18 protein-coding genes and 1 pseudogene are annotated in these 23,886 nt (G+C 62.3%); 8 read left to right on the forward strand and 11 right to left on the reverse strand.

What is annotated here, in order from left to right; genetic code table 11:
- Positions 1-33: 33 nt before the first annotated feature.
- The 3 genes from VGC77_RS21405 to VGC77_RS21415 are packed head-to-tail and all read right to left on the reverse strand — an operon-like array spanning position 34 to position 4,983.
- Entirely contained in the window at positions 34-3,264 is a 3,231-nt protein-coding gene (locus tag VGC77_RS21405) for an ATP-binding protein (protein ID WP_331173573.1), read from the reverse strand.
- Positions 3,264-3,959, reverse strand: coding sequence for a hypothetical protein (locus VGC77_RS21410; protein WP_331173574.1), 696 nt, complete (start codon positions 3,957-3,959; stop codon positions 3,264-3,266). Before VGC77_RS21410 ends, VGC77_RS21405 begins: the two co-directional genes overlap by 1 nt.
- 7 nt (positions 3,960-3,966) lie before the next feature.
- Entirely contained in the window at positions 3,967-4,983 is a 1,017-nt protein-coding gene (locus VGC77_RS21415) for an endonuclease domain-containing protein (RefSeq protein ID WP_331173575.1), read from the reverse strand.
- 512 nt (positions 4,984-5,495) lie between these two features.
- On the opposite strand from VGC77_RS21415, the gene VGC77_RS21420 reads away from it, so the two are divergent.
- Positions 5,496-6,302, forward strand: a complete 807-nt coding sequence (locus tag VGC77_RS21420) for a class I SAM-dependent methyltransferase (RefSeq protein WP_331173576.1) — start codon at positions 5,496-5,498, stop codon at positions 6,300-6,302.
- A gap of 289 nt (positions 6,303-6,591) precedes the next feature.
- Here VGC77_RS21420 and VGC77_RS21425 read toward each other — a convergent pair whose 3' ends face one another.
- Both VGC77_RS21425 and VGC77_RS21430 read right to left on the reverse strand, forming a co-directional pair.
- Positions 6,592-6,882 (reverse strand): hypothetical protein, encoded by a 291-nt coding sequence (locus VGC77_RS21425; RefSeq protein WP_331173577.1) that lies wholly within the window; start codon positions 6,880-6,882, stop codon positions 6,592-6,594.
- A gap of 1,265 nt (positions 6,883-8,147) precedes the next feature.
- Entirely contained in the window at positions 8,148-8,279 is a 132-nt protein-coding gene (locus VGC77_RS21430) for a hypothetical protein (RefSeq protein WP_331173578.1), read from the reverse strand.
- 346 nt (positions 8,280-8,625) lie between these two features.
- Here VGC77_RS21430 and VGC77_RS21435 point away from each other — a divergent pair, with 346 nt between their 5' ends.
- Both VGC77_RS21435 and VGC77_RS21440 read left to right on the forward strand, forming a co-directional pair.
- Complete coding sequence (locus tag VGC77_RS21435) at positions 8,626-8,829, forward strand: hypothetical protein (RefSeq protein ID WP_331173579.1); 204 nt, start codon at positions 8,626-8,628, stop codon at positions 8,827-8,829.
- Positions 8,830-9,051: 222 nt separating this feature from the next.
- Entirely contained in the window at positions 9,052-11,007 is a 1,956-nt protein-coding gene (locus VGC77_RS21440) for a hypothetical protein (protein ID WP_331173580.1), read from the forward strand.
- A 46-nt stretch (positions 11,008-11,053) separates the two neighbouring features.
- Here VGC77_RS21440 and VGC77_RS21445 read toward each other — a convergent pair whose 3' ends face one another.
- Together VGC77_RS21445 and VGC77_RS21450 are read right to left on the reverse strand one after the other, a co-directional pair.
- On the reverse strand, positions 11,054-12,400 hold the full coding sequence (locus tag VGC77_RS21445) for an outer membrane beta-barrel protein (RefSeq protein WP_331173581.1): 1,347 nt from the start codon (positions 12,398-12,400) through the stop codon (positions 11,054-11,056).
- A 328-nt stretch (positions 12,401-12,728) separates the two neighbouring features.
- Positions 12,729-12,902, reverse strand: coding sequence for a hypothetical protein (locus tag VGC77_RS21450; RefSeq protein ID WP_331173582.1), 174 nt, complete (start codon positions 12,900-12,902; stop codon positions 12,729-12,731).
- Between the two features lie 350 nt (positions 12,903-13,252).
- Here VGC77_RS21450 and VGC77_RS21455 point away from each other — a divergent pair, with 350 nt between their 5' ends.
- Positions 13,253-15,355: a putative bifunctional diguanylate cyclase/phosphodiesterase gene (locus VGC77_RS21455; RefSeq protein ID WP_331173583.1), complete on the forward strand. Its 2,103-nt coding sequence runs from the start codon at positions 13,253-13,255 to the stop codon at positions 15,353-15,355.
- 46 nt (positions 15,356-15,401) lie between these two features.
- On the opposite strand, the gene VGC77_RS21460 is transcribed toward VGC77_RS21455, so the two are convergent.
- Entirely contained in the window at positions 15,402-17,606 is a 2,205-nt protein-coding gene (locus VGC77_RS21460; protein ID WP_331173584.1) for a diguanylate cyclase, read from the reverse strand.
- Positions 17,607-19,887: 2,281 nt separating this feature from the next.
- Between VGC77_RS21460 and VGC77_RS21465 the strand changes: the two genes are divergently transcribed.
- From VGC77_RS21465 to VGC77_RS21475, 3 genes are all read left to right on the forward strand, one after another.
- Positions 19,888-20,616 (forward strand): LuxR family transcriptional regulator, encoded by a 729-nt coding sequence (locus VGC77_RS21465; protein ID WP_331173585.1) that lies wholly within the window; start codon positions 19,888-19,890, stop codon positions 20,614-20,616.
- A gap of 86 nt (positions 20,617-20,702) precedes the next feature.
- The gene (locus VGC77_RS21470; protein WP_331173586.1) at positions 20,703-21,374 is read left to right on the forward strand and encodes an acyl-homoserine-lactone synthase; all 672 of its coding nucleotides are present in this window, start codon (positions 20,703-20,705) and stop codon (positions 21,372-21,374) included.
- A gap of 233 nt (positions 21,375-21,607) precedes the next feature.
- The gene (locus VGC77_RS21475; RefSeq protein ID WP_331173587.1) at positions 21,608-21,877 is read left to right on the forward strand and encodes a hypothetical protein; all 270 of its coding nucleotides are present in this window, start codon (positions 21,608-21,610) and stop codon (positions 21,875-21,877) included.
- Positions 21,878-21,974: 97 nt separating this feature from the next.
- Here the strand turns inward: VGC77_RS21475 and VGC77_RS21480 are convergent, their stop codons facing one another.
- Together VGC77_RS21480 and VGC77_RS21485 are read right to left on the reverse strand one after the other, a co-directional pair.
- The gene (locus VGC77_RS21480; protein ID WP_331173588.1) at positions 21,975-22,676 is read right to left on the reverse strand and encodes a thermonuclease family protein; all 702 of its coding nucleotides are present in this window, start codon (positions 22,674-22,676) and stop codon (positions 21,975-21,977) included.
- Positions 22,677-22,753: 77 nt separating this feature from the next.
- Positions 22,754-23,056, reverse strand: a pseudogene (locus VGC77_RS21485) (nuclease); the annotation flags it as partial.
- Between the two features lie 218 nt (positions 23,057-23,274).
- Between VGC77_RS21485 and VGC77_RS21490 the strand changes: the two are divergent.
- Positions 23,275-23,565: a hypothetical protein gene (locus tag VGC77_RS21490; protein ID WP_331173589.1), complete on the forward strand. Its 291-nt coding sequence runs from the start codon at positions 23,275-23,277 to the stop codon at positions 23,563-23,565.
- Between the two features lie 64 nt (positions 23,566-23,629).
- Here the strand turns inward: VGC77_RS21490 and VGC77_RS21495 are convergent.
- Positions 23,630-23,886 (reverse strand): hypothetical protein (locus VGC77_RS21495; RefSeq protein WP_331173590.1); only part of this gene is annotated, 257 nt, incomplete at its 5' end.

A 23,886-nucleotide genomic window follows, 5' to 3' on the forward strand; every position in this document is an offset into this window, starting at 1 on the left:
AAAAAACAATCTAGAGCTCCGGTTCTGATTCTATCAGAACCGGAATAGCTCTAGGCGCGCCTTGGCGACGACCTCGTCGGCGGTCAGCGGATTGGCCGGGTGCCAGGTCAGGCAGATCGGCGTGCGGATCCGGGTCGGCCGCGGCCAGCCCTCGGTCGAGAAGTAGAACTCGCCGCGCGACAATTTTCCGATGTCCTCGCCGCTGCCGCCCTTGGCCGCCATCATCGCTTTGGTGGCCTCGATGGTGGTCGGCGAACTCATCCGCCCATAGAAATGCGTGGTGCAATTGGAGATGATCTTGTGGTCGATCCCGGTCGGGGTCTGGGTGGCGACGATCATGCCGAGCCCATATTTGCGGGCCTGCGCCGCCAGCGACAGCGTGCTTTCCTTGCACGGCGTAGTGCGCTGCGACGGCGCGAAGTTCTGCGCCTCGTCGAGCACATAGAGCCGGCCGGTCGGGCTGGGATGCCGCTTGATCCAGGAAAACAGCGACATCTGCAACTGGTTGACGAACGATTGGCGCGCCTCGTCGCTGGCCAGGCCGGAGAAATTGATCACCGAGATCCGGGTCCTGCCGGCCTCGGTGCCAAACAGCAATTGCGGGTCGAGCGCGGCACCGCGGGACTGCAGCAAGGGATTGGTCGCGATCGCGGCGCGCAATTGGTTGGCGATCGCCGCCGCGAGCTTGGCTGCATCGTCGATCTGGCTGACCCCGTCGGGCAGTTCCGACAGCAGATCGATCAGCCGCGCGAGGTCGCCGCCGCCCTGAGCCGCGAAGCTGCGCAGCGCATCCGCCAGCACGCCTTCCTTGAGTTTTGCGCTGGCGCCCTTGGCGCCGATGTAGGGTGACAGCGTCGCCCGCGCCATCTCGATCGCCTGCGCGCGCTCGTCCTCATCGCCGTTCAGCGCGGCAAAATCCGGCAGCAGCGCCAGCGACATCGGCCGGCCGGCGTTGAACCCCGGGGTCCAGATCACGACCTCGACGTCGCGTTGATAGTTGGCGGCCTTGGCCGCATCGTTGGCGCTCCAGCCCTGCGGCGGCGCCGGCCACTGATCGCCGAGCCTTGCCAGATCGTTGTTGGTGTCGAGCACGATCGCCGGAATCCCGAGCAACGCTGCTTCCTCGACGATACGGCGAAGCAGCACGGTCTTGCCGGAGCCCGCGCCGGCGAGAATCGCGGTGTGGCGCGGCAACAGATCCGCGGCTAGCGTGACAGCGGCGCCGGGCGCGCCGCGCTCATAGCGGTGGCCGAGTGGAATGTCGCGAGCAATGGGTTTGCTCGGGGCCGGCTTCGAGGTGCCGAGCGGCGGTTTGCCGGGCGCGACCGGAGCCGCCTCAACAGCGCGTGCCGGGGACGGCGGCGGCGCGGCGGTTGGCAGGGGCGACGGACCGGGCGACGGCGCCGGCTCGGGCAGCGGGCCGGCCAGAAACGGCGGCGGCGCCAGCCCCGCGGCCTTGAACAGCGGCGTGTCGAACAACGGCTTGCGGGCGCGCAGCCAGGCCTCGAAGCCCTCAGCATTGCGGCGCGCCATCGCCTGCAACGCCACGAAGGCGCGCAGATCCTCGCCGGTCGGGGCGATGAATTCGCCGCCGGCCTTTTCGAACTTGGCAACCAGCTCCGTGGTCTTGGCGCCGCCCGGCACCGCGCCGTCGCGCAGGATGAACAGGTGGCGGAACTTGAGCGCCCGATCGACGCCCGAGGCGGTCATCGCCGCGCGCAATCGGCTCTGAAAGGCGATGGCATTGTCATGGGCGAGAACGCGGAAGCAGTAGTGCTGCTCGCGGTCGCCCTCGCCGCGAAAGATGAAGGTCAGCCTTCCATGCAGCGACGGCCGGCGCTGATCCGGGTCGGGCTGCGAGACCACGTCGACATCGTCCGGAAGCTGCAGGTGCGCGGTATAGATGTTCAAGATATCGGCCAGCAGGTTTCGCAATTGATCTTCGTTGTCGAGGTCGAGCAGGCCGCCGGTCGAGGCGGCCTGCAATTCGCGGCTGAACGTCTCGTCGAGGCCCCTCGCCGGCGGCGCCGGCGCGGCCGGCTGCGCGGCGTCGAAGCTGTTGCAGGGGATGATCCGCCCCGCGGCGAGGCAGCGCTGCCGGTGATCGTCGCAGGCCTTCAGCAATTGCCGCGGCGTGAAACCCACCGCCGTCTCGAACGCCTCCGGCGCAAAGGGGAAGGTTTCGCCGGGCGGGGTGTAACCACCGGCCGCATAGCCCTGCGCCAGCCGGGCCCTCACCAAGGCCAGCGCCAGTTGCGGCTGCGACAGCGCATAAAGCACATTCGGCCGGTAGTAGCGGTCGGTGACCGCCACGGTCGCTTTCGATCGCAGCACCTCCCACGACGCCTCGAGACACGACACCACGGTGATGGCGCGGCGTTTGACGTCGTGCAGGTCCATCAACCCGTGCGCCAACGCCTCGATGATCGATTGCGTCTCCTGGGTCTGCTCCAAGGTTGCGCCGTCTTGGCCACGATAGCGCTCCGCATTGGCTTCGCTGATGATCGCATCGATCTGATCGACCGCGATCAAGGTCGGCCCGACCAGGCTCAACAGCCAGGAAATGCCGCGCACGATATCGATCGGCGATTTCTTCACCACGACAAATCCGAGTTCGCGAAGCTGCACGGCGTCGAGGTCCATGCCTTGCAGCCAGGCGTGCGCGATGCTGCCGCATTCCAGGTCTTCCGAGATCAAAAGCACGAAGGCGCGCACCACGTCGCCGTGCTGCTGGGTCATGGCGCGGTCGCGGCGCGCCAGCGCGGCGAGGAATGTCTTGACCAGCTCCGCCATCAATTCGCGCGGCCGGCCCCGCCAGCGGCTGGCGATGTCGGCGAGTTGGGTTTGCAATTGCAGCAAGGTGGCAAGCTTGTGGATCAGCCGGTCGTATTGCGTGCGATGCTCGTCGATCCGCACTTGCAGCGAATTGAGAAAGCCGAGCGCCACCGAGGACCAGAAATCCCGCACGCCGACGAAGTCCAGCAGGATGAACACCGCATCCTCTTCCCAGACCCGGCGCCGCAGTTCGCCGATCAGGTGGGTCTTGCCGAGACCGGCGGAGCCGATCACCACCCGGCCGAGCGGCTCGTTGTCGGGTTCGGCATCGCGGGTGCTGCTGAGAAAATATCTCATCAGTTCGTCGAGCACGTCCTGATGGATCGGCGCGTGATACGGCTGGTCGCGCCAGATGCCTTTGAGCTGGCGGGTCCAGTTGAAATCGACCGCGCGGAACGCCTCGAGTTCGGCCATCGCGTCGTTGCTCATCAGTTTTCGATCCAGACGATGTGGCGCGGTTCGTTGCCGATCTGAATGGCGGCGTCGCGATCGGCGTCGGTGACCTCGATTCGATTGTCGAGCTGCATCAGCGCGGCCTGCTGCTCGCGCTGCATCAGCTTGAGCGCGTCATCGAGCGCCGATCGCTCGATATCAGGCAATTGCCGCCGCAGGTCCTTCAGCAAGGCGCGGCGGTTGAAGCCCCCGGCGACCGCCAGATAGGCCTCGCGAATTTTTTCGCGCAACGCCGCGGGGTCGGCCGGCGCGTCGCCCGCGCCGGGCCGCGGAGCCGGCGCGGCAAGCAGATCGGCAAGCCGCAGGTCGCCGGCCTCGAGGAAGCCCGCGAGCCGCTTGAGCCAGGCCTGCAGCACGAACGCGCCGCCAAAATTCTTCTCCGGCAGCGGATCGGCGAGGTGACGCTCCGCCCAGTCCCAGCCTTTATCGGTGACGGTGAGCCAGATCGCGCCGCGCTCGCGCTTTGCCACTTCGATCAGGCCGGCCTTGACCAGCGCCGCGCGTTCGGCCTTCTCGATCTCCGGCTTTAGCTTGTCGCCATACCCGGCACCGCCCGCGCCCAGCAGCGCCCACATCGCCAGCGTCTGTTTCTCGGCCTCCCTTTGCTCGCGGGTTTTGGGACGCGGCTTGTCGGCGGGCTTGGGCTCTTTCGCTTTGCGAGATGTTACCACTGTCGCCTCACTTGCTCCGTTCGCGGCAAAGGTGAACGATGTCGCGAATCTTCTCAATCGCTTTTCCGACGTCCTGCGCGATCTCGTCATTGGCCAGCCGCAGCACGGTGTAGCCGCTCAGCGTCAATTCGTAGTCGCGGTGGCGATCGTACATGAAGGCAGCGCGATTGCCGTGACTGCCATAGCCGTCGAGTTCGATGACCAGGCGGCCGTGCGTCCAGACGAAGTCCACCTTCGGTCGCGAGCCGCGAACGGTATCAACGAACTGATTGCAGCCAAACAGCGGGGCCAGTTCAACATCCGCGCGCAGCGCCTTGGCCAGCCGCTGCTCGGCTTCGCTCAGCGGATGCGGCGAGCCGAGCCACGGCGCCAGCCAGATCGCGGCGGCGTCGGGCTGCGGCGCAGCCGCTTCGGCCTCGCTATCCGCTGCGGCCAGGGCGCCATACAGAATGCGGTCGAACGGCGGCTGATGCGGCGGAAGCTGCGAAAACCTCGCGACCACCGCGCAATTGGCGTGCTGGGCGATCCATTCCAGCGCATGGACCATCGCGGCCGGGCTGGATTGTTGGCAGGCGTCCTCGCCGTCGACAACCAGCACCAGACCATGGCGGCTGATCGCCAGCGCGAGCTGCGCCAGTTCGACCGCCGGAAGTGCCGCTCGGACGCGCGGCGGACGATCAGCGAGCGCGAGTTCGACCGCGGCCTCGGCCCAGTTCGGCGATAGGCCGGCAACCGATCCGGCAAGACGCTGCACCATCGCCGCAACCGCCAGCCGTCCGAGCTTGTCGTTCTTGCACTCCGCGAAACTGACGTCGGTAAACCAGACCGGCCACAGCCGTTGCACGGTGTCGGCGAACAAACCGATGATCTGCGCGACGATGGCCTCGGCCGAGGGCGCCGGCGTGACCCGCGCGAACAGCACGCGGCGCGCCCCTCCGTCGGCCTCGACCTGATCGAGCTGCCGGCGCAGCGCCGCGCCGTCGAACCCGGCCAGCGCCAACACCGCGCCCGCTCGGGCTGCCATGACGATATCCACAGCGGAACTTGGAAGAGCCGTCATTCAGACCAATGTCGCTCGCGGGTTGCGGTTTTCCTGGTTTGGAAGAAGAAATTTCTCCAGAATCGCGACTATCAAAGCGCGTTCAGCCAGTCGAGATATTCTGCCATTTGATAACCTTGAACAATATTACGGTGTTCAGAAATGGGAAGCGGTGCCGTTAAGCTCGGGGCATTCGACGATATGCCTCGCGCACGATGTCGACATCAGACTTAGCAGCTACCTGGCGCCGGCTCCGGCCGCGGATGATCCGCGAAGTGTGCGGCGCACGCCTCGCCCCGAACGCCCTTGCTGCGCTCGCCATGCCGCAAACGAAAAGCCGCCGGCCTGTTTCTGACGTGGGAGCGGAGCGGGGGAAACCGAATAACGCTCGCAACCGATTGAAAGCCCCGATATGCAAACACTGACCGGGCGTTCTCGTGCCAGCTTAAAAACCAGGGCCCCAATCAGGGCGCACCAAATCGTTTGGAGTAGTCATTATGTTGGATGTGAATTCGGATCCGAGAGCCTGGTCGAATTACAATGTTTCGAGCGATGTCGCGGACTTGGCCGCCCGCTCTCTGGTCGCACCGTTCCCGCCAACGGCGCTGATGCAGCGCGTTTCAGGCCTTACGGACCCAAGGGATTTTGCGTCGCACGGCAGGGATCTGTTTCTCGCGCTCAATGCGGCCAGCCCGAAGAACCTATCGGAGTACCGGAACATCCTGGACTTCGGCGTCGGCTCCGGGCGGCTCGCGCGGATGTTTTTGGGATTCAAGGGAAGTTATACCGGCGCGGACATCGACCACGAACTGGTCGACTGGGTCGGCGGAGCCCTGCCATGGGTTACACCATTGCGCACCAAGGAAAGGGCCGCCCTGCTCTGTCCCGACAACTCCTTCGATTGCGTGATTTCGGTCTCTGTCTTCACCCACATGAACGAAGCCGATTCGGAATTCTATCTGAGGGAGCTGCACCGGGTCACGAAACCCGGGGCATGTCTGCTACTCACCGTGCACGGCCGCCGCGCCTTGACGCGAGCCGAAACCGAGGCGCGCATCTTTGAGATGCTATCTATTCCCGAGGCCGGAATGAAGGAGGCGATGCGTCGAATGGCCGACCCGGGGTTCACGTTCATCATCCAACCGCAGGGTCATCTGACAACCGAGAATTATGAATACGGGATCAGCTTCACCGATGAAGGATACATTCGCTCCAGATGGAGCAAGTTTTTCTTCGTCGAGAAGATCGTTGCGGGTGGCATCCACGATTTTCAGGACATCGTGGTACTGAGGAAACAAGCATAATTTGCGACTTGCTTACGGGTGAGCGGCGCGGGCAGCGCTTAGCGTTCGTCGCTTCCGAAACGCCACCGCCCACGCCAATTCCTCGGCGGCCTTCTCGCCGCCGGCGATGTCGCGGACCCGACGCGCCAACCTTGCGAACGAAAAAGCAACAAGAGGGCACATCAGCGGTGATCGGGGCCGAACAGGCGCCGGAACAAAGAAGGATTTCCGAGCAATAACAATTGGCTGGGGCGGGAGGGTTCGAACCTCCGCATGGGGGAATCAAAATCGGGCGGTTTCGGCAATAAAGTCAACGTGCGTTCTGCCAAATTGGATAATCAGCTTTGTTGATAACATTGATGAATACCGCGGCGTTCAGAATTTGAAACGCGGCCAGCCAAGCCTCATCACCGCGCACGTCACCCGGATCGACGGTGGACGTTGGCCGCCGCCTGCAGATAGCTGCTTGAATGTTTATGAGATGGTCAATTTTGGACAGTCGGCGCTCGGTCCGAAAGCTAAGTCTGACGGTGCCAATTACGTCGTGGAAACGCTTCGCAAGAAAATCCAGACATGTCCCTTTTTGATCGACAGAAAACACAGAAATCCATCAGATTTTGTCAACTAACTCGATGCGACGACATAGGTAAGTCGCTTGAAGTGCTTCTCTCCAAGTCGTCGCCTCGAAGCTGCTCAGACGGAATATCCTTACGCACTTAAGTGATTCCAGGGAGGCCAGAGTGGTAGAAAAAATGGCGCGATCAATCGGATGGCAAAGACGGTCAGAAATGCTGAAAGCCAAGGCAGAACTTCTCGATCCAGGATTAGACAAGGACAAACTGCTCAGGCAAGCGCGGCAGCTAGAGACTGCGTCGGAAATCTGTCGTTGGCTTTCCTCGCCAACCCCACCTCCTGATTAGGCGATAGTTGGTGTTTGCCCCCCGTAATGACGACAAACCTCAAGGCTTCCGCTTCGCTGCGCAATCGATGCGCCTCGCGGGCTAAACGTTCGTCAAAAGAAAAGGCGACTGGCTTACGCGTGGCCTTTGAACTCCCCGGGCCTTTTGCATGTGTATCTCCCTGCCTGAACTTGGCGGGAGCAACCGACTCCTCATCACCGATGATTAACGAAACCCTGCAGACGTGGATCACCGCACTTTATGAATGCTGGGATTGGTCATTTTAATGCGCACGACAATCGCCATTCGACCCCTGACGGAAGAGCGAAAAGTTCCGTCATCGGATGAAGGCTATTGAGCAGTATTGACCGGCCACCAGCGGATTCTTTTGGCACAATGGTTCCCATCACCGCCTCAAGGGGCCTCTAACGGTGACTGAGAGTTTTCGTGCTCCCGCCTCAGTACAGGTGGCTGACATATGCCCGGGATTGAACTCTTCCGGAATCCGAATCAATCCCTCTGGAACTCGGATGATCTTATCAGGATGCGACGCACCGCTCTGCGTGCTGCCCGCAGGTTGCCCGTGGGCTCAGAGCGAAATCAGCAGCGGCAAATCGCAGCCTCGCTCGGAACGCTGGCTAGGAGAGATCGGCTCGGCGCTAATGTGGGCGCCGAACGTTCATCTCGAAATGCCTGGCCTTGGCACATGATAAATACGGCACCATACGATCTTCTTCTCGAACTGGCGGTTGTCGACGAGAATGGGACGAATACGATCCTGTTTCCCTGTCACAAAACTGTGGGCGGATGGTCGGATGCAAAGAGCGGGACACAGGTTATCGTCCGGCCGACGCATTGGCGTGAATGGCGGCGCCTAAGTTAAGATCCTCGTCGGAATTGACTGGGACTTTCCCGACCAGAACAAACTCGGGAAGCGGGGCGATGACTCCCGCATCCCCGTCTGCCACTAGGGTGTGCGTTGGCCATAGAACGATCGCAGCGCGGCCTCGTAGGCCGCGAGCCCGGCGGTGCAGAGCCGCACCCACGCGGCGTAGTATTCGATCGGGTTGTGTGGGCGGATTTCGTCGCGGTTGAACATTGGCGTCGGTCTCCTTTCCAATATTGAGATGGTGAGGCCTGATCCAGCGTCAACCGGTCGATGGCGGCGTGGTCGCTCCGATCGCGCATGGCAAATCAAGGACAACTGTAAAACGATTCAGCCGCGCGGACGCCCGAACGTTACACTCCGATTCTGGAAGTTGTGGTCGGCCCCGCTTAGGCGGGCAGTGAAATGTGCACACCAGCGTGGCTGCGCATCATTCCGAAGGCTCAGAATATACCGGCACAGAGGAAATTTCGATCCCATCGGGGCCTGACCGCGGTTTGGGGCGGGGGGAGAGCTATCTCCGGCACACGAATTTGTTGATTTTTGGATCGAGAATAGCGTGCACGCGGACGAACAAATGTCTTCCCGCCGCGGGCGTGAGCAAATTCAACAATTGGCCGACCGGCTTATTGCCGCGGCAAATGAACAAGGCACCCAAGCCCAGATCGAAGCTGAGATAGGAAACATATTCGCTTACATTCGCTCTCGTGTTGATTCGAAGAATGTCCGTGAGACAGCCCGCTTAAAGTTAGATGGGCAGTGAGGTTGCGGAAGCTGGCGGACTGTTGCCTCAGCGCGGTTACCGGCAGGCGCCGCAACATGCTCTGATTGCAGATATATGAACAATTTGGTCGATTCCATTAATCCATAGATCACTAGGTTTATCTAACTTCCGTATAAATAGATCTTAGCAGGAACGCAGCATCTGTCCTTCTTCTTGGTTGTGTGAGCTCGCAACGGGCAATCCAAACCTGGGAGAAATGCCATGCTACCTGACCTGCGCTCAATCCCATCCGCACTACTTCTCAGCGCCGCGATGCTAACATATTCGCCCACGACGTGGGCGCAGGGCGTCCGCCTCGGCGGCGTCAGCGTGGGTGTCGGCAGCGTTGGGGTGGGTGTCGGAGGCGTCGGAATCGGCACCGGCGGCGTCGGCATCGGAGGGGCCAGCGTTAGCGCTGGCAGCCTTGGTGCAGGCATCGGCAGTGTCGGCGTCGGCACCGGCGGCGTCAGCGTCGGCGGGGCCAGCATCAATGCGGGCAGCGTGGGCGCCAGCGTCGGCAATGTCGGCGTGGGCTCGACCGGCATCGGCGTCGGCAATTTCGGCGTGAATGCCGGCAGCGTTTCATTGGGCAACCAGACCGGAACGCGCACGCCCGGCATCGGCAGCATCGGACCGGGAACGGTCGGCGGCCAGGGCTTCTTCTCCAGCGGCGCGCAGTTTGGCAATTCCGGCATCGCGCAGACCGTCCCGGCTGGCCTCGGCCGCGCCGCGGCGGCCCGCCAGCGCGCGGCTGTGGCGCGCAGCAACCGCGCGGCCAGGATCGCGGCCCTGCGGTCGAACCAGCAGAACCGCAACAACGCAGCGGCGTCGGTCGACGTGTTGAACACCGCCGCCGGCCGGCCGGGCCGCCTGGTCGCGGTCAGCGCCCTCAACGGCAGGACCAACCGCACCTCGCCGAGCGCTTCGTCGACCAATGCTCCGGTCGCCAGCGTCGACGTCGCCAACGCCTCCTCGGGCACGCCGGGATCGGCGGCGGCGGTGCGCGTGCTGAACGGCCGCCCCGTCGGCGGCGCCACCCGCGACAGGGCGCTGGTGAACGCCAATGTGCTGAACGCGACCTCCGGCTCCCCGGGCGCTGCGGCCTACGTCAATGTGCTGAACGGCAACGCCGCAGCAAGCCCGACCCAGAGCAGCGGCGGAGCGGTCGCAGCGAACGTGCTGAATGCCTCGCCGGGAGCGAGCGGCGGACTTGCTACCGTGAACGTCGCGAACGGCGCCGCGCCCGGCAGTGCGCCCGCTGGGTCGACCACCGCCTCAGCCCCGGCCGATACGGCCGGAATTGCCGGCGCCAACGTGCTCAACGCCACGCCCGGCACCAGCGGCTCGCTCGGTACGGTGAACGTTGCGAACGGCGCGGCCACCAGCCCCACCAGTGGCACCACCACCGGCGGCGGCACCAGCACGACACCGACGGACACCGGGCTTGCAGGAGTGAGCGTGCTCAACGCCACGCAGGCGCGTAGCGCTCGCCTCGCCAACGTGGCGATCGGCAACGGCGCGGGCTCCAGCGGCACGACGGATCCGTCGGCCGGCACCACTTCGCCGAGCGGCGCGCTGAACGCCAACGTGCTCAACGCCACGCCCGGCACCAGCGGCTCGCTCGGTACCGTCAATATTGGCAACGGCAATGCAACCTCCGGCTCGGGCACAACGGATGGCAGCGGCGGCGCCTTGGCGGCGAACATTCTCAACGCCACGCCGGGTCCGAGCGGCACCCTCGGCACCATCAACGTTCTGAACGGCGGCGGCACCACCGGCCCCGGCAACGGCGGCGGCGGAACGGTCACACCTCCGGGTGGCCCCGGTGGCACGGGCCCCGGTGGCACCGGCGGCGGCGGCACCGGCGGTGGGACGGTTGGCGGCGGCAACGGCGGAACGGCGGATGGCGGATCGGGCGGCTCCAACCCGGCCGGCAACGGCAACACGACCACCGAGGCCAACAACGGTGGTGGTGGCGGCGGCGGTGGCGGTGGCGTTGCGATCGGCGGCTACAGCTCCTCCGGCAATTCCGTAAACCAGGAGGGCAACGCGACCAACGGCATCGGCGCCCGCTGCACGCAGGTGCTGCAGGCCCCGCACCGCTTCAAGAAGCGGATCTGGGAGCGCTGCATCCGCCTGGTCGAGCGTTTGCGCAAACGTCAGGCCGCCGCGCAGTAAATCCAACCGATTCCCCTACAAGATCGTCTTGCAGGGGAATCGCGCGTCAGAACCTGCCGTTCATCGACAAAAGGTAAACGTCGCGATCGTAGGAGATCGCGCCGACGCCGGCGGACTGGCCGCCGACCGGATCGAAATTGATCCGCCGATAATCGAAGCTGAGCGTGACCTTGTCGTTGGGGAAGTACTTCAACGACGCCAGCGGGCTCAGCGTGCGATCGGACCGATGGCCTGCGACCGGTCCGAGATAATCATCCACCATGTAGGACGCGCCGGCCCCGATCGCGACGTTCGCCAGGATGCGATATTCCAGCCGTCCCGCGATGGTCGATTCGATCGCGCTGACGCAGGCGGCGCCGGGGCTGGTCGAGCAGACCGCCGCGGACGCGCCGAGCACCCCCGGCGCGATCAAGGCGAGACTGAGCGCCGCCTCCTTGGCCTCGCGGCGGCCTTCGATGACGCCGGTCAGTTGGTCGGTGAGCAGGAAGGCCATGCTGGCGCCATAAGTCCAGTTCGACACCTCCTGGAAGCTCACGCCGTTGTACTGCTGATTCATGTAGCCGGCCCAGGCCTCGCCGCGCAGGCGCGCGTTGGGTCCCTGCTCGAACAGCACGCCGCCGACGACGCGGTAGCCGGTGGAATCGAACACATCGACGCGCCAGTTGCGCACATTCCCCGCCGCCTCAACGAACACGCTGGTCAGCGGCGCGATGACGTAGCCGAGCCGGCCGTTGGCGACGCCGATGCCGCCGTCGGCGTAGCTGAAGTCGACGATGCCGCCGAGCAGGCTGGCGTTGTCGTAATGAATGCCGACGCCCGCCGCGCCGAGCGACGTCCACCATTGGCCGTAGCGCTTGTTCAAGGCGATCGATCCGATGCCCTGATCATAGGCGATCGGCGATTGAAACGCGGTGCTGAGCAGGATGCCGCCCGGCCCGACCGTATCGGAGGAGCCGCGATCGAGATGCGCGTGCAAATAGCGCGCGTTGCTGACGATCTGCGTATCGGTATCCGGCATCACCGTGAAGTTGACGCCGAACGACCCGTTCACCTGGTCCTCCGAATTGTACTTCACGTAGCGGCGGCCCTCGATATAGCCGTCGGCGCCGATGGTGTAGTTCTGGCCCTGCGCCATCCAGGCGAATTCGGGGCGGCCAACGAAGGCGACGTCGGATTGCCGGGCGGAGCGCGTCGCAAAGATGTTGTCGTCGTAGAAGGTCGCGGCGGTGACGCCGGTCACCAGCGTTCCGCCGCCGAGTGCATAGCCGGCGATCGGCGCAGCGGCGGGCGGCCACGTGCTGGAGGCCGGCGTGGACACCGGCCCGGTCTGCGCCCCGGGCAGCGCGTTGGGCTGCCGGCGGGCGTAATTCGGCAGGCTCCAGGTCTGCGCCACGGCATCCTCGGCGGCCGCGGGCGCCGATTGAGCCAAGACCAGTGATGGATTCGCCACACACATCAGCAGCAGAGCGGGCAAAAATCGATCGGCTCGCATCACACCATCCTCAGTTGAGCGCCGCTACCGTCCGAGGAATCGGACACCCGCTACGCGGGAACTCTGCAAATCTTCGCGGCATCATTGGTGCGAGCAAAGAGCAATATGGTTAACTGATCGTTAATATCCTTCGATCACCTTCCTCCGACATAACGAGACTAGGTCCCAGGTGAAGTGGCATTACCTACAACAAACCAAGAAAATGGAGCTAACGAATTGAGGACCCGCCCTATTCGTTGGATCCTTCTTTGCCCCGATCCACGCCGTTCAGCAGGTCGACCAGATCATCCGCAGCCTCCATTTCGAGGCCGGTCTGCCAACAGCCCGTAATAACCGCAGGCGTATTCGCCTGCGCATCCCAGACGGCCCAGCCGTTTTCGAGTTTTCGTAGCTCGTAGCGCATTAAGGGATCATGGCGGCGCGCCGCAGGCTGCGCAACAGATCATCAAAGGATGGTTGGACCATCTGCAAACATAAGCGCCTATCCGATTCCGGTGCGTCGAGCATGATGGCGCCGCGACGATTAGCAGTCTCTTCACCGACTGACATTTGACTAGGACTTCTACTAGGATCTCACACGTCACCCTAGCGTTCTATCGTGCTGACCGAGCACCCAACACGAATAGCGGCGTATCGGCATTAGTCCCGAAATTTTAACAATTCCGCGCCAGGTTTTCTTTCATGTCCCTCCGTCCCACGAATTCCACGATTGAAGAAAGGGAGCGCCTCAGGGCGCTCGCGGAGTATCACCTCATGGATACACCGCCAGAAGAAGAGTTCGACCGGTTGGCCGGGCTGGCTTCTCGTCTGTTCCAGGTTCCAATCGTTTTGATCTCGCTGTTGGAAGCGGACCGTCAGTTCTTCAAGGCTCACGTCGGCCTTGATGTTTGCGAGACCAGTCGCGACGTTTCGTTTTGTGCCCATGCTATTCTGCAGGACGACGTCCTGGTCGTTTTGGACGCCACCCGGGATCCACGCTTCCGCTTTAATCCTCTTGTGCTTGGCCCACCCTTCATTCGCTTCTATGCGGGGCAGCCGCTCACGACGCCGTCCGGAAAGAAACTCGGCACAGTTTGCCTGATCGACAGTGAACCGCGGGACGATTTCAACGCCGCAGACCGCAGGAACCTCGCCGATCTGACCTTCCTGGTTATGGACCGGATGGAGTTGCGGCGGCTTGATTACGCCCGGACCATCAGTCAGACCCGCTTCGAGCGGATTGCCGCCACTTCGCCGGATGCAATCATCTGTGCCAACGCTGAGAGCGAGATCACTTTCTGGAACCGATCGGCTGAAACGTTGTTCGGTTATTCCAGCAAGGAAATATGCGGTCAGTCGACCGAGATCATTGTACCATCGAGCTGGCGCCCGGTGTACGAGGCCGAGCGTGCCCGTCTCGCGCGCGGCGAACCGATGGAGCTTGCCGACAAGACGGTCGCACTATCTGGCCTGCGCAGAAACGGCAGTGAATTTCCCGCGGAGTTCTCGCTCTCAACCTGGGAAGAGGGCAACACCACCAGCGTCGGCGCCATCGTCCGCGACATTACTGAGCGGCGCCGGAATGAAGATCGTTTATTTCGACTGGCCTCCTTGGACGCGCTGACGGAATTGCCCAATCGCGCCGCGTGGCGCGCGCGTCTCGCCGAGACCCTCGCGGCAGAGCGTCCCGCCAGCGTACTGTTGCTTGATCTCGACGGTTTCAAGGAAGTCAACGATACGCTTGGCCACTCTGCGGGCGATGCGGTGCTGAAGAGCGTGGCGCAGCGCCTGTCGTCGAATTGTGAGACGGCGATCATGGTCGGCCGCCTAGGCGGCGATGAATTTGTCGCCCTGTTCGCCGGCAACGACGCCATTGAAATTGGCCGCGCCGCGGAAGATCTGGTTGCTATCATCCGCGAGCCCTACGAGTTCGTCGGCCAGCGGATTGAGGTCGGTGTCAGCATCGGCGTCGCGCGTGCACCCATGCACGGCTCGACTCCCGAGGATCTGCTCGGCGCCGCCGATCTGGCGCTCTACAAGGCCAAATCCGCCGGCAGAGGTCGCTTTGAATTCTTCGTTCCGTCCTTCCGCGAGGTTGCGGTCGCACGTCGTGCGTTCGAGAAAGAGCTGCGCCATGCTCATGAAAACCACGAGTTCGAACTGTTCTATCAGCCGCAAGTCGCGACCCGGACCGGTGAACTCACAGGCGCCGAAGCGCTGATAAGGTGGAATCACCCCGAGCGAGGCTTGTTGTCGCCGACCTCATTCATCGACGTGCTCAGTCAGAAACCGTCGGCGGCGCGCGTCGGCGAGTGGGTGCTGCGGACCGCCTGCAAGCAGGCCGCCGAATGGCGTGCCTACGTTCCGAACTTTCGAATCGGCGTCAATCTGTTCGAGGCGCAATTTCGATCCGGCCGGATGCTCACCACCGTCAAGAGCGCGCTATCCGACAATAATCTGCCACCAGCGGCGCTTGAACTCGAACTCGTCGAGAACGTGCTATTGCGCGATGACAGCAGCACGCTCAGGCTGCTGCAAGACCTGCGCGCGCTCGGCATTGGACTGGCGTTCGACGACTATGGCACCGGCTATGCGTCGTTGAGTCTGCTGAAGCGCTTTCCGGTCACACGGCTGAAGATCGACCGCTCCTTCATCCGCGACGTCAACATCGATCCAGCGGGCGCTGCAATTGTGAAGGCGATCGTCTACCTCGGCAAAAGCTTTGGGCTTAAAGTGATAGCCGAAGGGGTCGAGACGGAGGCGCAGCGGAAGTTCTTGGTGCGAAGCAAGTGTGAAGAATCACAGGGCTATTTGTTCGGAACGCCGATGGATGCGATGGAGTTTCGAGAAAATCTTTTCATGCGTTCAGGTCGGTAGCCAAAAGAGTGATTCGCCGCACCAGCCGTGCCAACCGCACCGCCGATCATGATCTCAATTGAAGAGTCGGCACAAGATTCGGAGACGTAGGAGCAAATTGAACTCGGTTGCGACCATTTATCTTGGCCCGATAGAGAGCGTCATCGGTCCTGGCCAGGAGGCTTTCTACCGAGTCGCCGTGAACAAAGTCGCTGACCCCGAAGCTGCAGGTGATGGTCCCGACCAGGTCGAACGTGGTTTGCGAAATCGCGTGACACAGCTTCTCGGCAACAAGACAGGCAGTCAAGCCGTTGGTACCGGGTAGCACGACGACGAATTCCTCCCCGCCCCATCGAGCTAGCAAGTCCGTCTGGCGGATTTCGCGTGATACGATCTCAGATAACTGAATAAGAATACGATCGCCCGCCTGATGGCCGTGGGCGTCATTGACCTCCTTGAAATGATCGATGTCGTAGACGATCAGTGCGAGCTCAGTCCCGTAACGCTCCGCCCGGACTAATTCATGTCCAAGGACAAGATCGAATTTCGCGCGATTGAAGAGCCCTGTGAGCGGGTCGGTAGTGGCCTTGACCTCAAGATTGTCTGCAAGCACCTGCAAATCTGCCCGGCGTTGCATCTGCAGGCTGTCTCGAACACCATGCTGCTTGCCGAGGAAGTGGAACAACGTGGTGAGCGCCAACTGCAACGTGATAACGATGCCAAGGAAACGGCTTGCAAACATGCCGGCCAGCGGACTAACGATCAGCATCGACCAGTCGCTCTGTGGGATAGCGCCCCGCAACACATAGCCGCGGCGGCCGTCGAACGTGGTCCATGCGGCCGTCGTGATTTCACTTTCGAGCATTGGCGGCCCGCCGGAAGCCCCGAATCGCTCGGCAAGCGCTACGCGGGTACCAACCGGCCACAGCGAGCGGTCCAGCGTGTCCGGACGGTTGCTCAGCATTACCACTCCATCGGCATTGATAAAGAAGAACGGCCGATCGAAGGTTTGTAGGCTGGCGCTCAGTTTAGCGAACGACTTCTTCAGCATTGCTACGCCGACAACCACGCCATCCTCCCGGCGGATCGGATAGCTCACGACGTAACCGGCCAAACCGCTCTCTGCGTCCTGCACGAACTGAAGGCCTTCCCTACCGGCCATCGCGACTTTGAAATATGATGCGGCGGCCGCATTCGGCGCTCCCAACAGTTTCAGTTGGCGGTCGTCGGACGACGCAACGACTGATCCCGACGCATCAAGGATCTGCCCGAGCGTGGCGCCCGAGGCATCGACATTGCGACCCAGCACCGTCTGGGCTCGCGCACCACGGCTGTCGCCGGTCAGCAAGGACAGCACAGCCTGGGAGCCGGACAGCGCCTTCACCATTGCCTCCACCGTGGCAGTCTCGCCGCTGAGCCTGGCGACGAGCAGGTTGAGATCGCCTTGTGCCTCAGCCTGAATGTTGTCCTTGTAAATCCCGCCCAGGAAGTCCGTAAGCGCCCAGCCGCCGACGAAGACCACCGCCAGCGCCGCCAGCGTCGTAAGGAAATGCCGGCGCAGATAGGCAGTGTAAAACTTCGAGTCCACGGCGATGGCAAGCAATCGGCCCCAAGCCGACCAAAGTGTCACGGCCAATGCGACTGCCAAAAGTCCCCGCACCAGCTGAATCGGCACGCCGGTCAGCTTCATGAACCAGTTATGGTTGAGCGTGCTGGCGGGCCAGAAATCTCCCACTGGAACGATGAGTCCGGCGGCAACACCATAGAGGCCGAAGCATAATGCGGCGCACGACACCAACCGATGCGAGATGATTTCGACTGTACGCGCGCGGATGACCAGCACCGCACTGGTGCCGATCGCCCCGGTAAATCCCATCGCATACCGCGCGGCGATATTGGCACTGACCTGTCCATCGACAACGCCAATCACGGCAATCGTCATCAGCAATGGGATATACATCCAACGGCCCGGCATTTTGGCGCCCAGCCGGATTGCTGCGAGGCGCGCGAATTCCAGCAGAAACAGGTATGAGACCGTCATGACCGCGGTGCGTAGCGCCTGAAAACTTGGGGCGTCGTCGATGACTAGCGCGCTCAGATCGAGCCATTCGCTGCTGCCGTGGACCAAGCCGAACCATCCCAGCAGATCGATCCTGCTATTCCTGGCTGCGGCGCCCCGGGCAACCGAAAAGCACACCGCGCCGAGGAGAATAAAAGCAAGGCCATAGAAGAAGAAGATAAAGTCTAGCTGGGCCGCGAGAAAAAGGCCCATATGTTCCCGCACGGGTATCACCAGGCAAAAAATGGCAGAGCTCGGAATGAGCCCATTAATACCCTAAGGCACACTAGTTAATGATGCGTCGTTGGAGGTGCAGTTCCACAAAGGGAACTCGATCGGACTGCTAGCGAGGCGCCGCGCTCGGCGCGGCAATGGCTCCGGCCAGCGCTATCGACGTGAGAACTTCTCCGACTTGTGCTAAACTGCTCGGCAGCTCGGACCGTGGGTAACTGTGGTTTGGGTCAGGTCCGTCAGCGTTGCAACCGTCTGGCGGGCCGTTTTTTGCTGTGTGTGCGTAACCTCCGTCCGCCCCCTGATGACGCTAAGGCCGCCGCCGACAGCAGATCCGTCGCGCCGCTTGTGGTGGGCCAGAGCGCGGGCGCGGTCACCTGACGCGCTCCACCGCCACCCACACGACGCCAGCGCCGATCATGCCGAGCGCAGGAGCGTCTGCCACAGTCACGTCAACGATCCGCCCGCGCTGGTATGACCCGCGATCCGAAACTCGGCGGGATGCGCAGGGCGCTGCACAAGGCCCAGGCCGAGCAGCTGCAGGGCCTGGCGTCACCACGATCAGAGCCACATTGTAGGTGATGGTTTCGACCGGGGCAGATCCGCCTCGTTCAGCGAACGGTCGAACTCGATTAGGCCGTCGTCAAACGGTTCGCTGCGGTGTACCGCTCCAATCACGACTGGCCTGACACGATATAGCTTCAGCACCACCCAAGTAATCGAATCGTAAGTCATCGCCCCATCCTTTTCCATGGACGAATCAGTCGGCATCTCTCTATTGCCAACAAATCGAATAAAAGTCCGCCCGTTACACCACAGCGGAACTTGCTGGCATCGATCGACGAAACTGTAATTCTGATTTCAGAGGCTGAGCAAAGTCGTGCCGCTGCCCGATGGCGGCCAGCTCGTCACGTGGCACGACGCTCGCGCCTATATCCTGGCCCCTCCCGACCAGGTCAGCCGGTCGCAGCTTTGGAGCGTCCGCTGGTGCTCCGGTGTATGATCCGACGCGTGAGCGCCTCGTAGGCCCGCCATCGGCAGGCCTAGTCGTTTTAAGCAGTGATTCGCCGTCAACATTTAGATAAGTCCCTTGGGGGGACTTACTCATGCCTGATCGGCTTACTTCGGATGATCCACCATCGCCTGACCTGAGGCGTTGTCCGGATTGTGCAGCCGATGCTGTGTTATTGGGTGTGATTAATCAGGTCAATCATGCTTCCAATCAGGTTTACCGCTGCCAAAGGTGCAATAAGGTGTTCACTTTGCAGATATAGCGAAGTGACCAGTGACGGCCATAAGGTCTTCGAAGCGCCATACAAACGGGGTGGCGATACACTCCATCAATGGATGGCGTCGCTAAGAATCCCCCTCATCGCAACCCCGGCACCTGAAATTTGGACCATCGGTACGGACATAGGAACGATTTGCGTATTTCGACCCTATCGCTAAATTGACCGACCTGAATACCTACGCCAAAAGGCTGCAAAGGGCTGTCGTTTGGCAGACGCCATAACCGACCCACTCACGGTCAAGCGGCTTCGACAGCTTGCGCACGAACTCGAAGAGCGGGCCGACGCCGAAGAGTCAAAACCGCGCAGCGAATAATTCTACCAACGCTATTGCTCAAAGAGATCGGACCTCGTTGCACTGAAAGCATCGATAGACCAATATGCTCTTTCGAAGTCCGATCTGCGGAAGTTTTCCTAAATACACCATCGCAGTGGTACACTGCGAACAAAGCGGATCACTACGTGGAAGAAGAGGCTCGCCCTCGCCCTCGCCAGATTGGTGTCTGGACATTCCGAAAGCCCCAAAGCAAAGGCAAACGTAACTCACCACCTACCGCGCGTCTATTATCGTTTAGGCTATAACAAGCGTTCGCGAGACGACGACAGATTTGGCGAGTTCGTGAGTTAGGCCCCCTCGCCGGTCACCGGCTCTCAGCGGTTTATTGAGGGGACGTATCCTGAATTTTGATCGGATATGGCCTCGTTCTGCGTACAGCCCGGCCCAGGCCGAACAGGACGCATTGCGCCGCCGGCTGCCGCGGCAATATCGCCAAGCCGACGCCCAACGCGCCTACGGTCTATTCCTGGCCTCCTGCCGGTGCGGCCATGCGATGTATTATGATGAGATCGACGATTTCCGCGTGCTACAGTTCGACCGCTGCAAGCGCCCCATTGGCTGATCCGGCCGCGCTTCTCAAGCCTCCAGCTTGATGCTATAAAGTGGCGGTAATCCTTGCCTGTTCAGAGGGCCGCCCATGATCACAGGCGACTATGGTCGGGACGCCCTCGATTTTGTCGAGCGACTAGATGTGCATACAACTGCCGCCGACGCTCTGACGGCCATTGAAGCCGGCTTCAGCTCTTTTGGCTTCGAAACCATCATCATCACCGGAATTCCGAACCACACACAGACCTTCGCGCAGATGGTGATGGCCAAGCGCTGGCCGGACGAGTGGTTCAAACTCTACACTCGCAACAACTACGATCGCGACGATCCCGTGGTCCGACACCTCCGGCGATCGATCGATCCTTTCGAATGGGCGGAGGCGCCCTACGATGCCAGGAGCGAGCCGCGCGCCGCCGAAGTTATGCGGCGCGCGTCGGACTTCAGAATGACCAGGGGCTTTCTTGTGCCGATCCACGGCCTCTCTGGCTACGAAGCCGCGGTCTCGCTCGGTGGTGCACACATCGACCTGAATCCGCGTAGCAAGCCCGCTTTGCATCTGATGGCAATGTACAGCTTCGCCTGCGTCCGCCGACTGATCAAGCCGCCGAGTGAGGCGCGCGTAAGGCTCACCAAGCGCGAATACGAAGCGCTAAGCTGGGCCGCGCGGGGCAAATCGGCATGGGAAATCGGCGAGATCATGCACATCGCGCAACGCACGGCGGAAGAGCATCTGGCCAGCGCGGCCCGTAAGCTTGGAGCCGTCAACAAGACCCACGCCGTGGCGACTGCAATCCAGCAAAAGCTGATCACCTGTTGATCGCTTTACTGGGATTTTTCCCAATATCCATCCCCAGGCCGGGGCGCGAAGCTTCCCAGACTCCGTCTTGAAGTTGGGAGGCGAATTTGATCCACGTCATTTCCGCGAGCAACCGGCATCTTTACCGCGACGTGCTCGAGCAGCATTTCCAAATCAGGCACCAGATTTTCGTCGAGGAACGCGGCTGGAACACTTTGCGCCGGCCGGATGGTCGCGAGATCGACGACTACGACAACGATGACACCGTGTATCTGTTGGCACTCGAAGATCGGCGGGTGGTCGGCGGCCACCGGCTCTATCCGACGACAAAGCCGACGATGATGGGCGAGGTATTCCCTCACCTCGCCGCGGTCAAAGGACATCCTTCCGATCCCAGGATCTGGGAGTGGTCGCGGTACTTTATTGTCCCGGACCGCCGAGAAGGCAGTCTCAATCTTCGGCTGATGGCCGCCGTGCAGGAATTCTGCATCGACGAAGGTATCACCCACGTCAGCGCGATCATGGAGACATGGTGGCTACCTCGGTTTCAGGAAGCCGGATTTGTGGTCCGCCCCCTCGGCTTGCCGGCACTGGTGGAAAACGCCTGGACAATGGCGGCACTGATCGAGATTAACGAGGAGACGCTGCAAGCGGTCGCCTACCGGATCGGTCAGGCCAGCGTGTTGCAACGCCAAGGACCGCAGCGGGATCACGTCGCGTACTCGCGCCAATTCCATGGAGCGAAAGACCTCCCTCAGAAAGCACAAATGCTCAGCTAACATGGGCGATGACCGCCTGTCACGTTCTTCGCGGCACGAGACTTTCCGCCAGATTGACGACCCGCATCCGATCATCCGGCGAGGTGATCAGTGCGAACGCCCGGATCAAACGCAGGCAGTCCTTCGCTGGCGCGAATTCCATTGCCGCCAAGGCGGTCTCGACCTCTTGAGACCAAGGCTTGCGAAACGGGACGACTTTGCCGTCCGAGGCGGCCCATCTCCATGATCCATGCATGTCTCCCGAAGGTGACGATATGGCTTACGATAGAGCTTACATCGATGGCCTGCACGAACTTCGCCGATTGATCGACAGCGCTCTGCAGGTCGCGTTGCAAATCGATCAACGTACGACGTCCTACATCCTATCGATGGCCAGCCTCGATGTCGCCGAAGCGATCGACCATGCGGAAAATCTATCCCCGGATGGCGCTCAGGACAACGAGGACACCAGCGACGAGCCTAAGGAAAACCCGGCCCGAGGGCCTCACCAAGGCCTGAATTAGGCGCGGCCCGATTTGAAGGGACGCGGTGTGCAGGCGCTTAATCAGCCGGCAGCGCCGCTTTTTGGTCCCACGCATGGAGCGGGGCGAGCGTCACAGACTACCCCTTCGGCGCCCGGCAGCCGGCCGCCTCGGCTTCCTTGGTGGTGCAGAACCAGCGCTTGCCCGGACCCATCTTCACCTTGGCGTACCAGCGGCTGCCGGGCTGATGGTAGATGCAAGCGCCGCTCCGGTTGATGTTCCCCTTGATGACGCATTCCGGGGACGGCGCCGCGGCGGCCGAAGCTGCGCCGACGAGGATCTCTTGCGCGTCCAGCGGCACGCTGGTCGCGCCCAGGATTGTGATTTCGCGGGCCCGGTCGCGCCAGTCCCACGGCGCGACGAATGCGCCGGCCCATAGACCCGACTGCGCTTCCCGCGCGGCGGCCTCGGGAGCCTCATAAGCCCGCGAGTAGCGGACGAAGGCGAGCGCCCATCCGGAGCGCACCATCCATTCCTCGACGTTCTCTGAGCCGGCACGGCACGTTCCGAGCGACCGACCATAGCGGTCCTGACCCGCGGCCTGGCAGATCCATGGCTTGTCACCGAATTGCCGGACAAGTTCGTCGCGCGCGGTGATGCCGCAGGTCCAGCGCTCGCCCTTCTGGTCAAGGCAGAGCTGGTCGGTCTCCGGCGCGTCGATCCCCTGAAGGCGGATTTTCGTGCCTTCGATCTCCACTGTGTCGCCGTCGACGATGCGCGGGATTCCGGCGATCTCGATCGGCTCATCGCCCGGCAGGCAGACGTACTGAGTGCCCCCCAACCCCAGGCACCGCGCCGCGCCGCGCCGGGGGCGAAGTCGATCTTAACCCCGATCTGGCGTGCCATTCCGAATGGTCCGAGATCATTGATACGGACGCTGCAAGTCCGCCCGTTCAAGGGATTGGTGACGGTCACCGTCGTTCCGAACGGGTATTCGTTTGACGCCGCCGTCAAGCTGTGACGGCTGACCGCCTCCCCGCTCGCCGTCCGCGATCCGACCGAATACAGCGTCGCGAGGACTTCCTTGCCAGAACCGCATTTGCCGGTTGCCTGCACGTGTCGATGCACGGCTTCCCATCCGCCGGCGGCGGCGGCCCCTGGCGCCAGCCCAATCATCGCCGCGACCGCTGCACAGATCGTCAATTTCGAAAAGCTTCGCATCGCAATCCAGTTGCCTCCACAGGTCGCGGCTTTAGCACAATCACCTGGCGAATGGCGCCCCGGATCTCGTTCAGGCGACCCCAAGGACTCACCTGCGGCCTGGACTGTGTCGGCGGTGGAAGGCTGTGCGCCGTTCACGCCGAGGTGGCCTCGACACGAAACGTCGGAACGATTCGGTGGCGGAGAGGTTTGGATTCGCCTCGTTGTGGAGTTGCGTCTTGTCCTGGTCTGCCGCGTTTTCGCCTCCTATCCCGTTGCCCGATGGCGGCGAGTTGCGCACGTTGCACAACGCCCGGGCTTTCCTACTGGCCCTCCCACCTTCCGAGCACCAAGCGCCACGCTGGCAGACCGTGATCGAGGTGGTGCTGCTGGTTGGCGGCAACGGGGGACCAACAGACTTTGCTCGCATCGGTGTGATGCAGGCGCTCTATCCGCGCGGTGAGCCGGTCTATCACACCGACCGGAAGGACCGGCCCTGGGGGCGTCGCCGGCTGGCCCGGGACAGATGAGCCACAAACGCAAAAAAGCCGCCGGCCCGTTAAGGACCGGCGGCGGATTCTCGGCGTCATCGTTTCAGACGCAGCTTGGCGGATGGCTCGCGGCCCGGTCCAGCACCTGCAACCAGGTCACACCGCACCGCCGGCATTTCATCCAACGCTGCCAGCGAAGGTCGTCGCCGGTCGGCAGGTCGGGCCGCGGCGCCAGATGCCAGTCCATCACCACCTCGCCATCGTGATCGAGATCGGCGCAGACAGTCGCCGCGCCGCCACCTACTCCCAACGCCTGCACACCGCGAGGATGACGACGACCACGATCGCGAGGCTGGCCGC

Source organism: Rhodopseudomonas sp. (genome assembly GCF_036404135.1).
Taxonomy (GTDB): Bacteria; Pseudomonadota; Alphaproteobacteria; order Rhizobiales; family Xanthobacteraceae; genus Rhodopseudomonas_A.

Excerpts from the sequence above, each read along its gene's own strand:
- VGC77_RS21465 (WP_331173585.1), top strand. The coding sequence starts at position 19,888 with ATGATCACAGGCGACTATGGTCGGGACGCCCTCGATTTTGTCGAGCGA.
- VGC77_RS21415 (WP_331173575.1), bottom strand. The coding sequence starts at position 4,983 with ATGGCAGCCCGAGCGGGCGCGGTGTTGGCGCTGGCCGGGTTCGACGGC.
- VGC77_RS21475 (WP_331173587.1), top strand. The coding sequence starts at position 21,608 with ATGTCTCCCGAAGGTGACGATATGGCTTACGATAGAGCTTACATCGAT.
- VGC77_RS21430 (WP_331173578.1), bottom strand. The coding sequence starts at position 8,279 with ATGTTCAACCGCGACGAAATCCGCCCACACAACCCGATCGAATACTAC.
- VGC77_RS21455 (WP_331173583.1), top strand. The coding sequence starts at position 13,253 with ATGGATACACCGCCAGAAGAAGAGTTCGACCGGTTGGCCGGGCTGGCT.
- VGC77_RS21405 (WP_331173573.1), bottom strand. The coding sequence starts at position 3,264 with ATGAGCAACGACGCGATGGCCGAACTCGAGGCGTTCCGCGCGGTCGAT.
- VGC77_RS21460 (WP_331173584.1), bottom strand. The coding sequence starts at position 17,606 with ATGGGCCTTTTTCTCGCGGCCCAGCTAGACTTTATCTTCTTCTTCTAT.
- VGC77_RS21440 (WP_331173580.1), top strand. The coding sequence starts at position 9,052 with ATGCTACCTGACCTGCGCTCAATCCCATCCGCACTACTTCTCAGCGCC.
- VGC77_RS21450 (WP_331173582.1), bottom strand. The coding sequence starts at position 12,902 with ATGCGCTACGAGCTACGAAAACTCGAAAACGGCTGGGCCGTCTGGGAT.
- VGC77_RS21420 (WP_331173576.1), top strand. The coding sequence starts at position 5,496 with ATGTTGGATGTGAATTCGGATCCGAGAGCCTGGTCGAATTACAATGTT.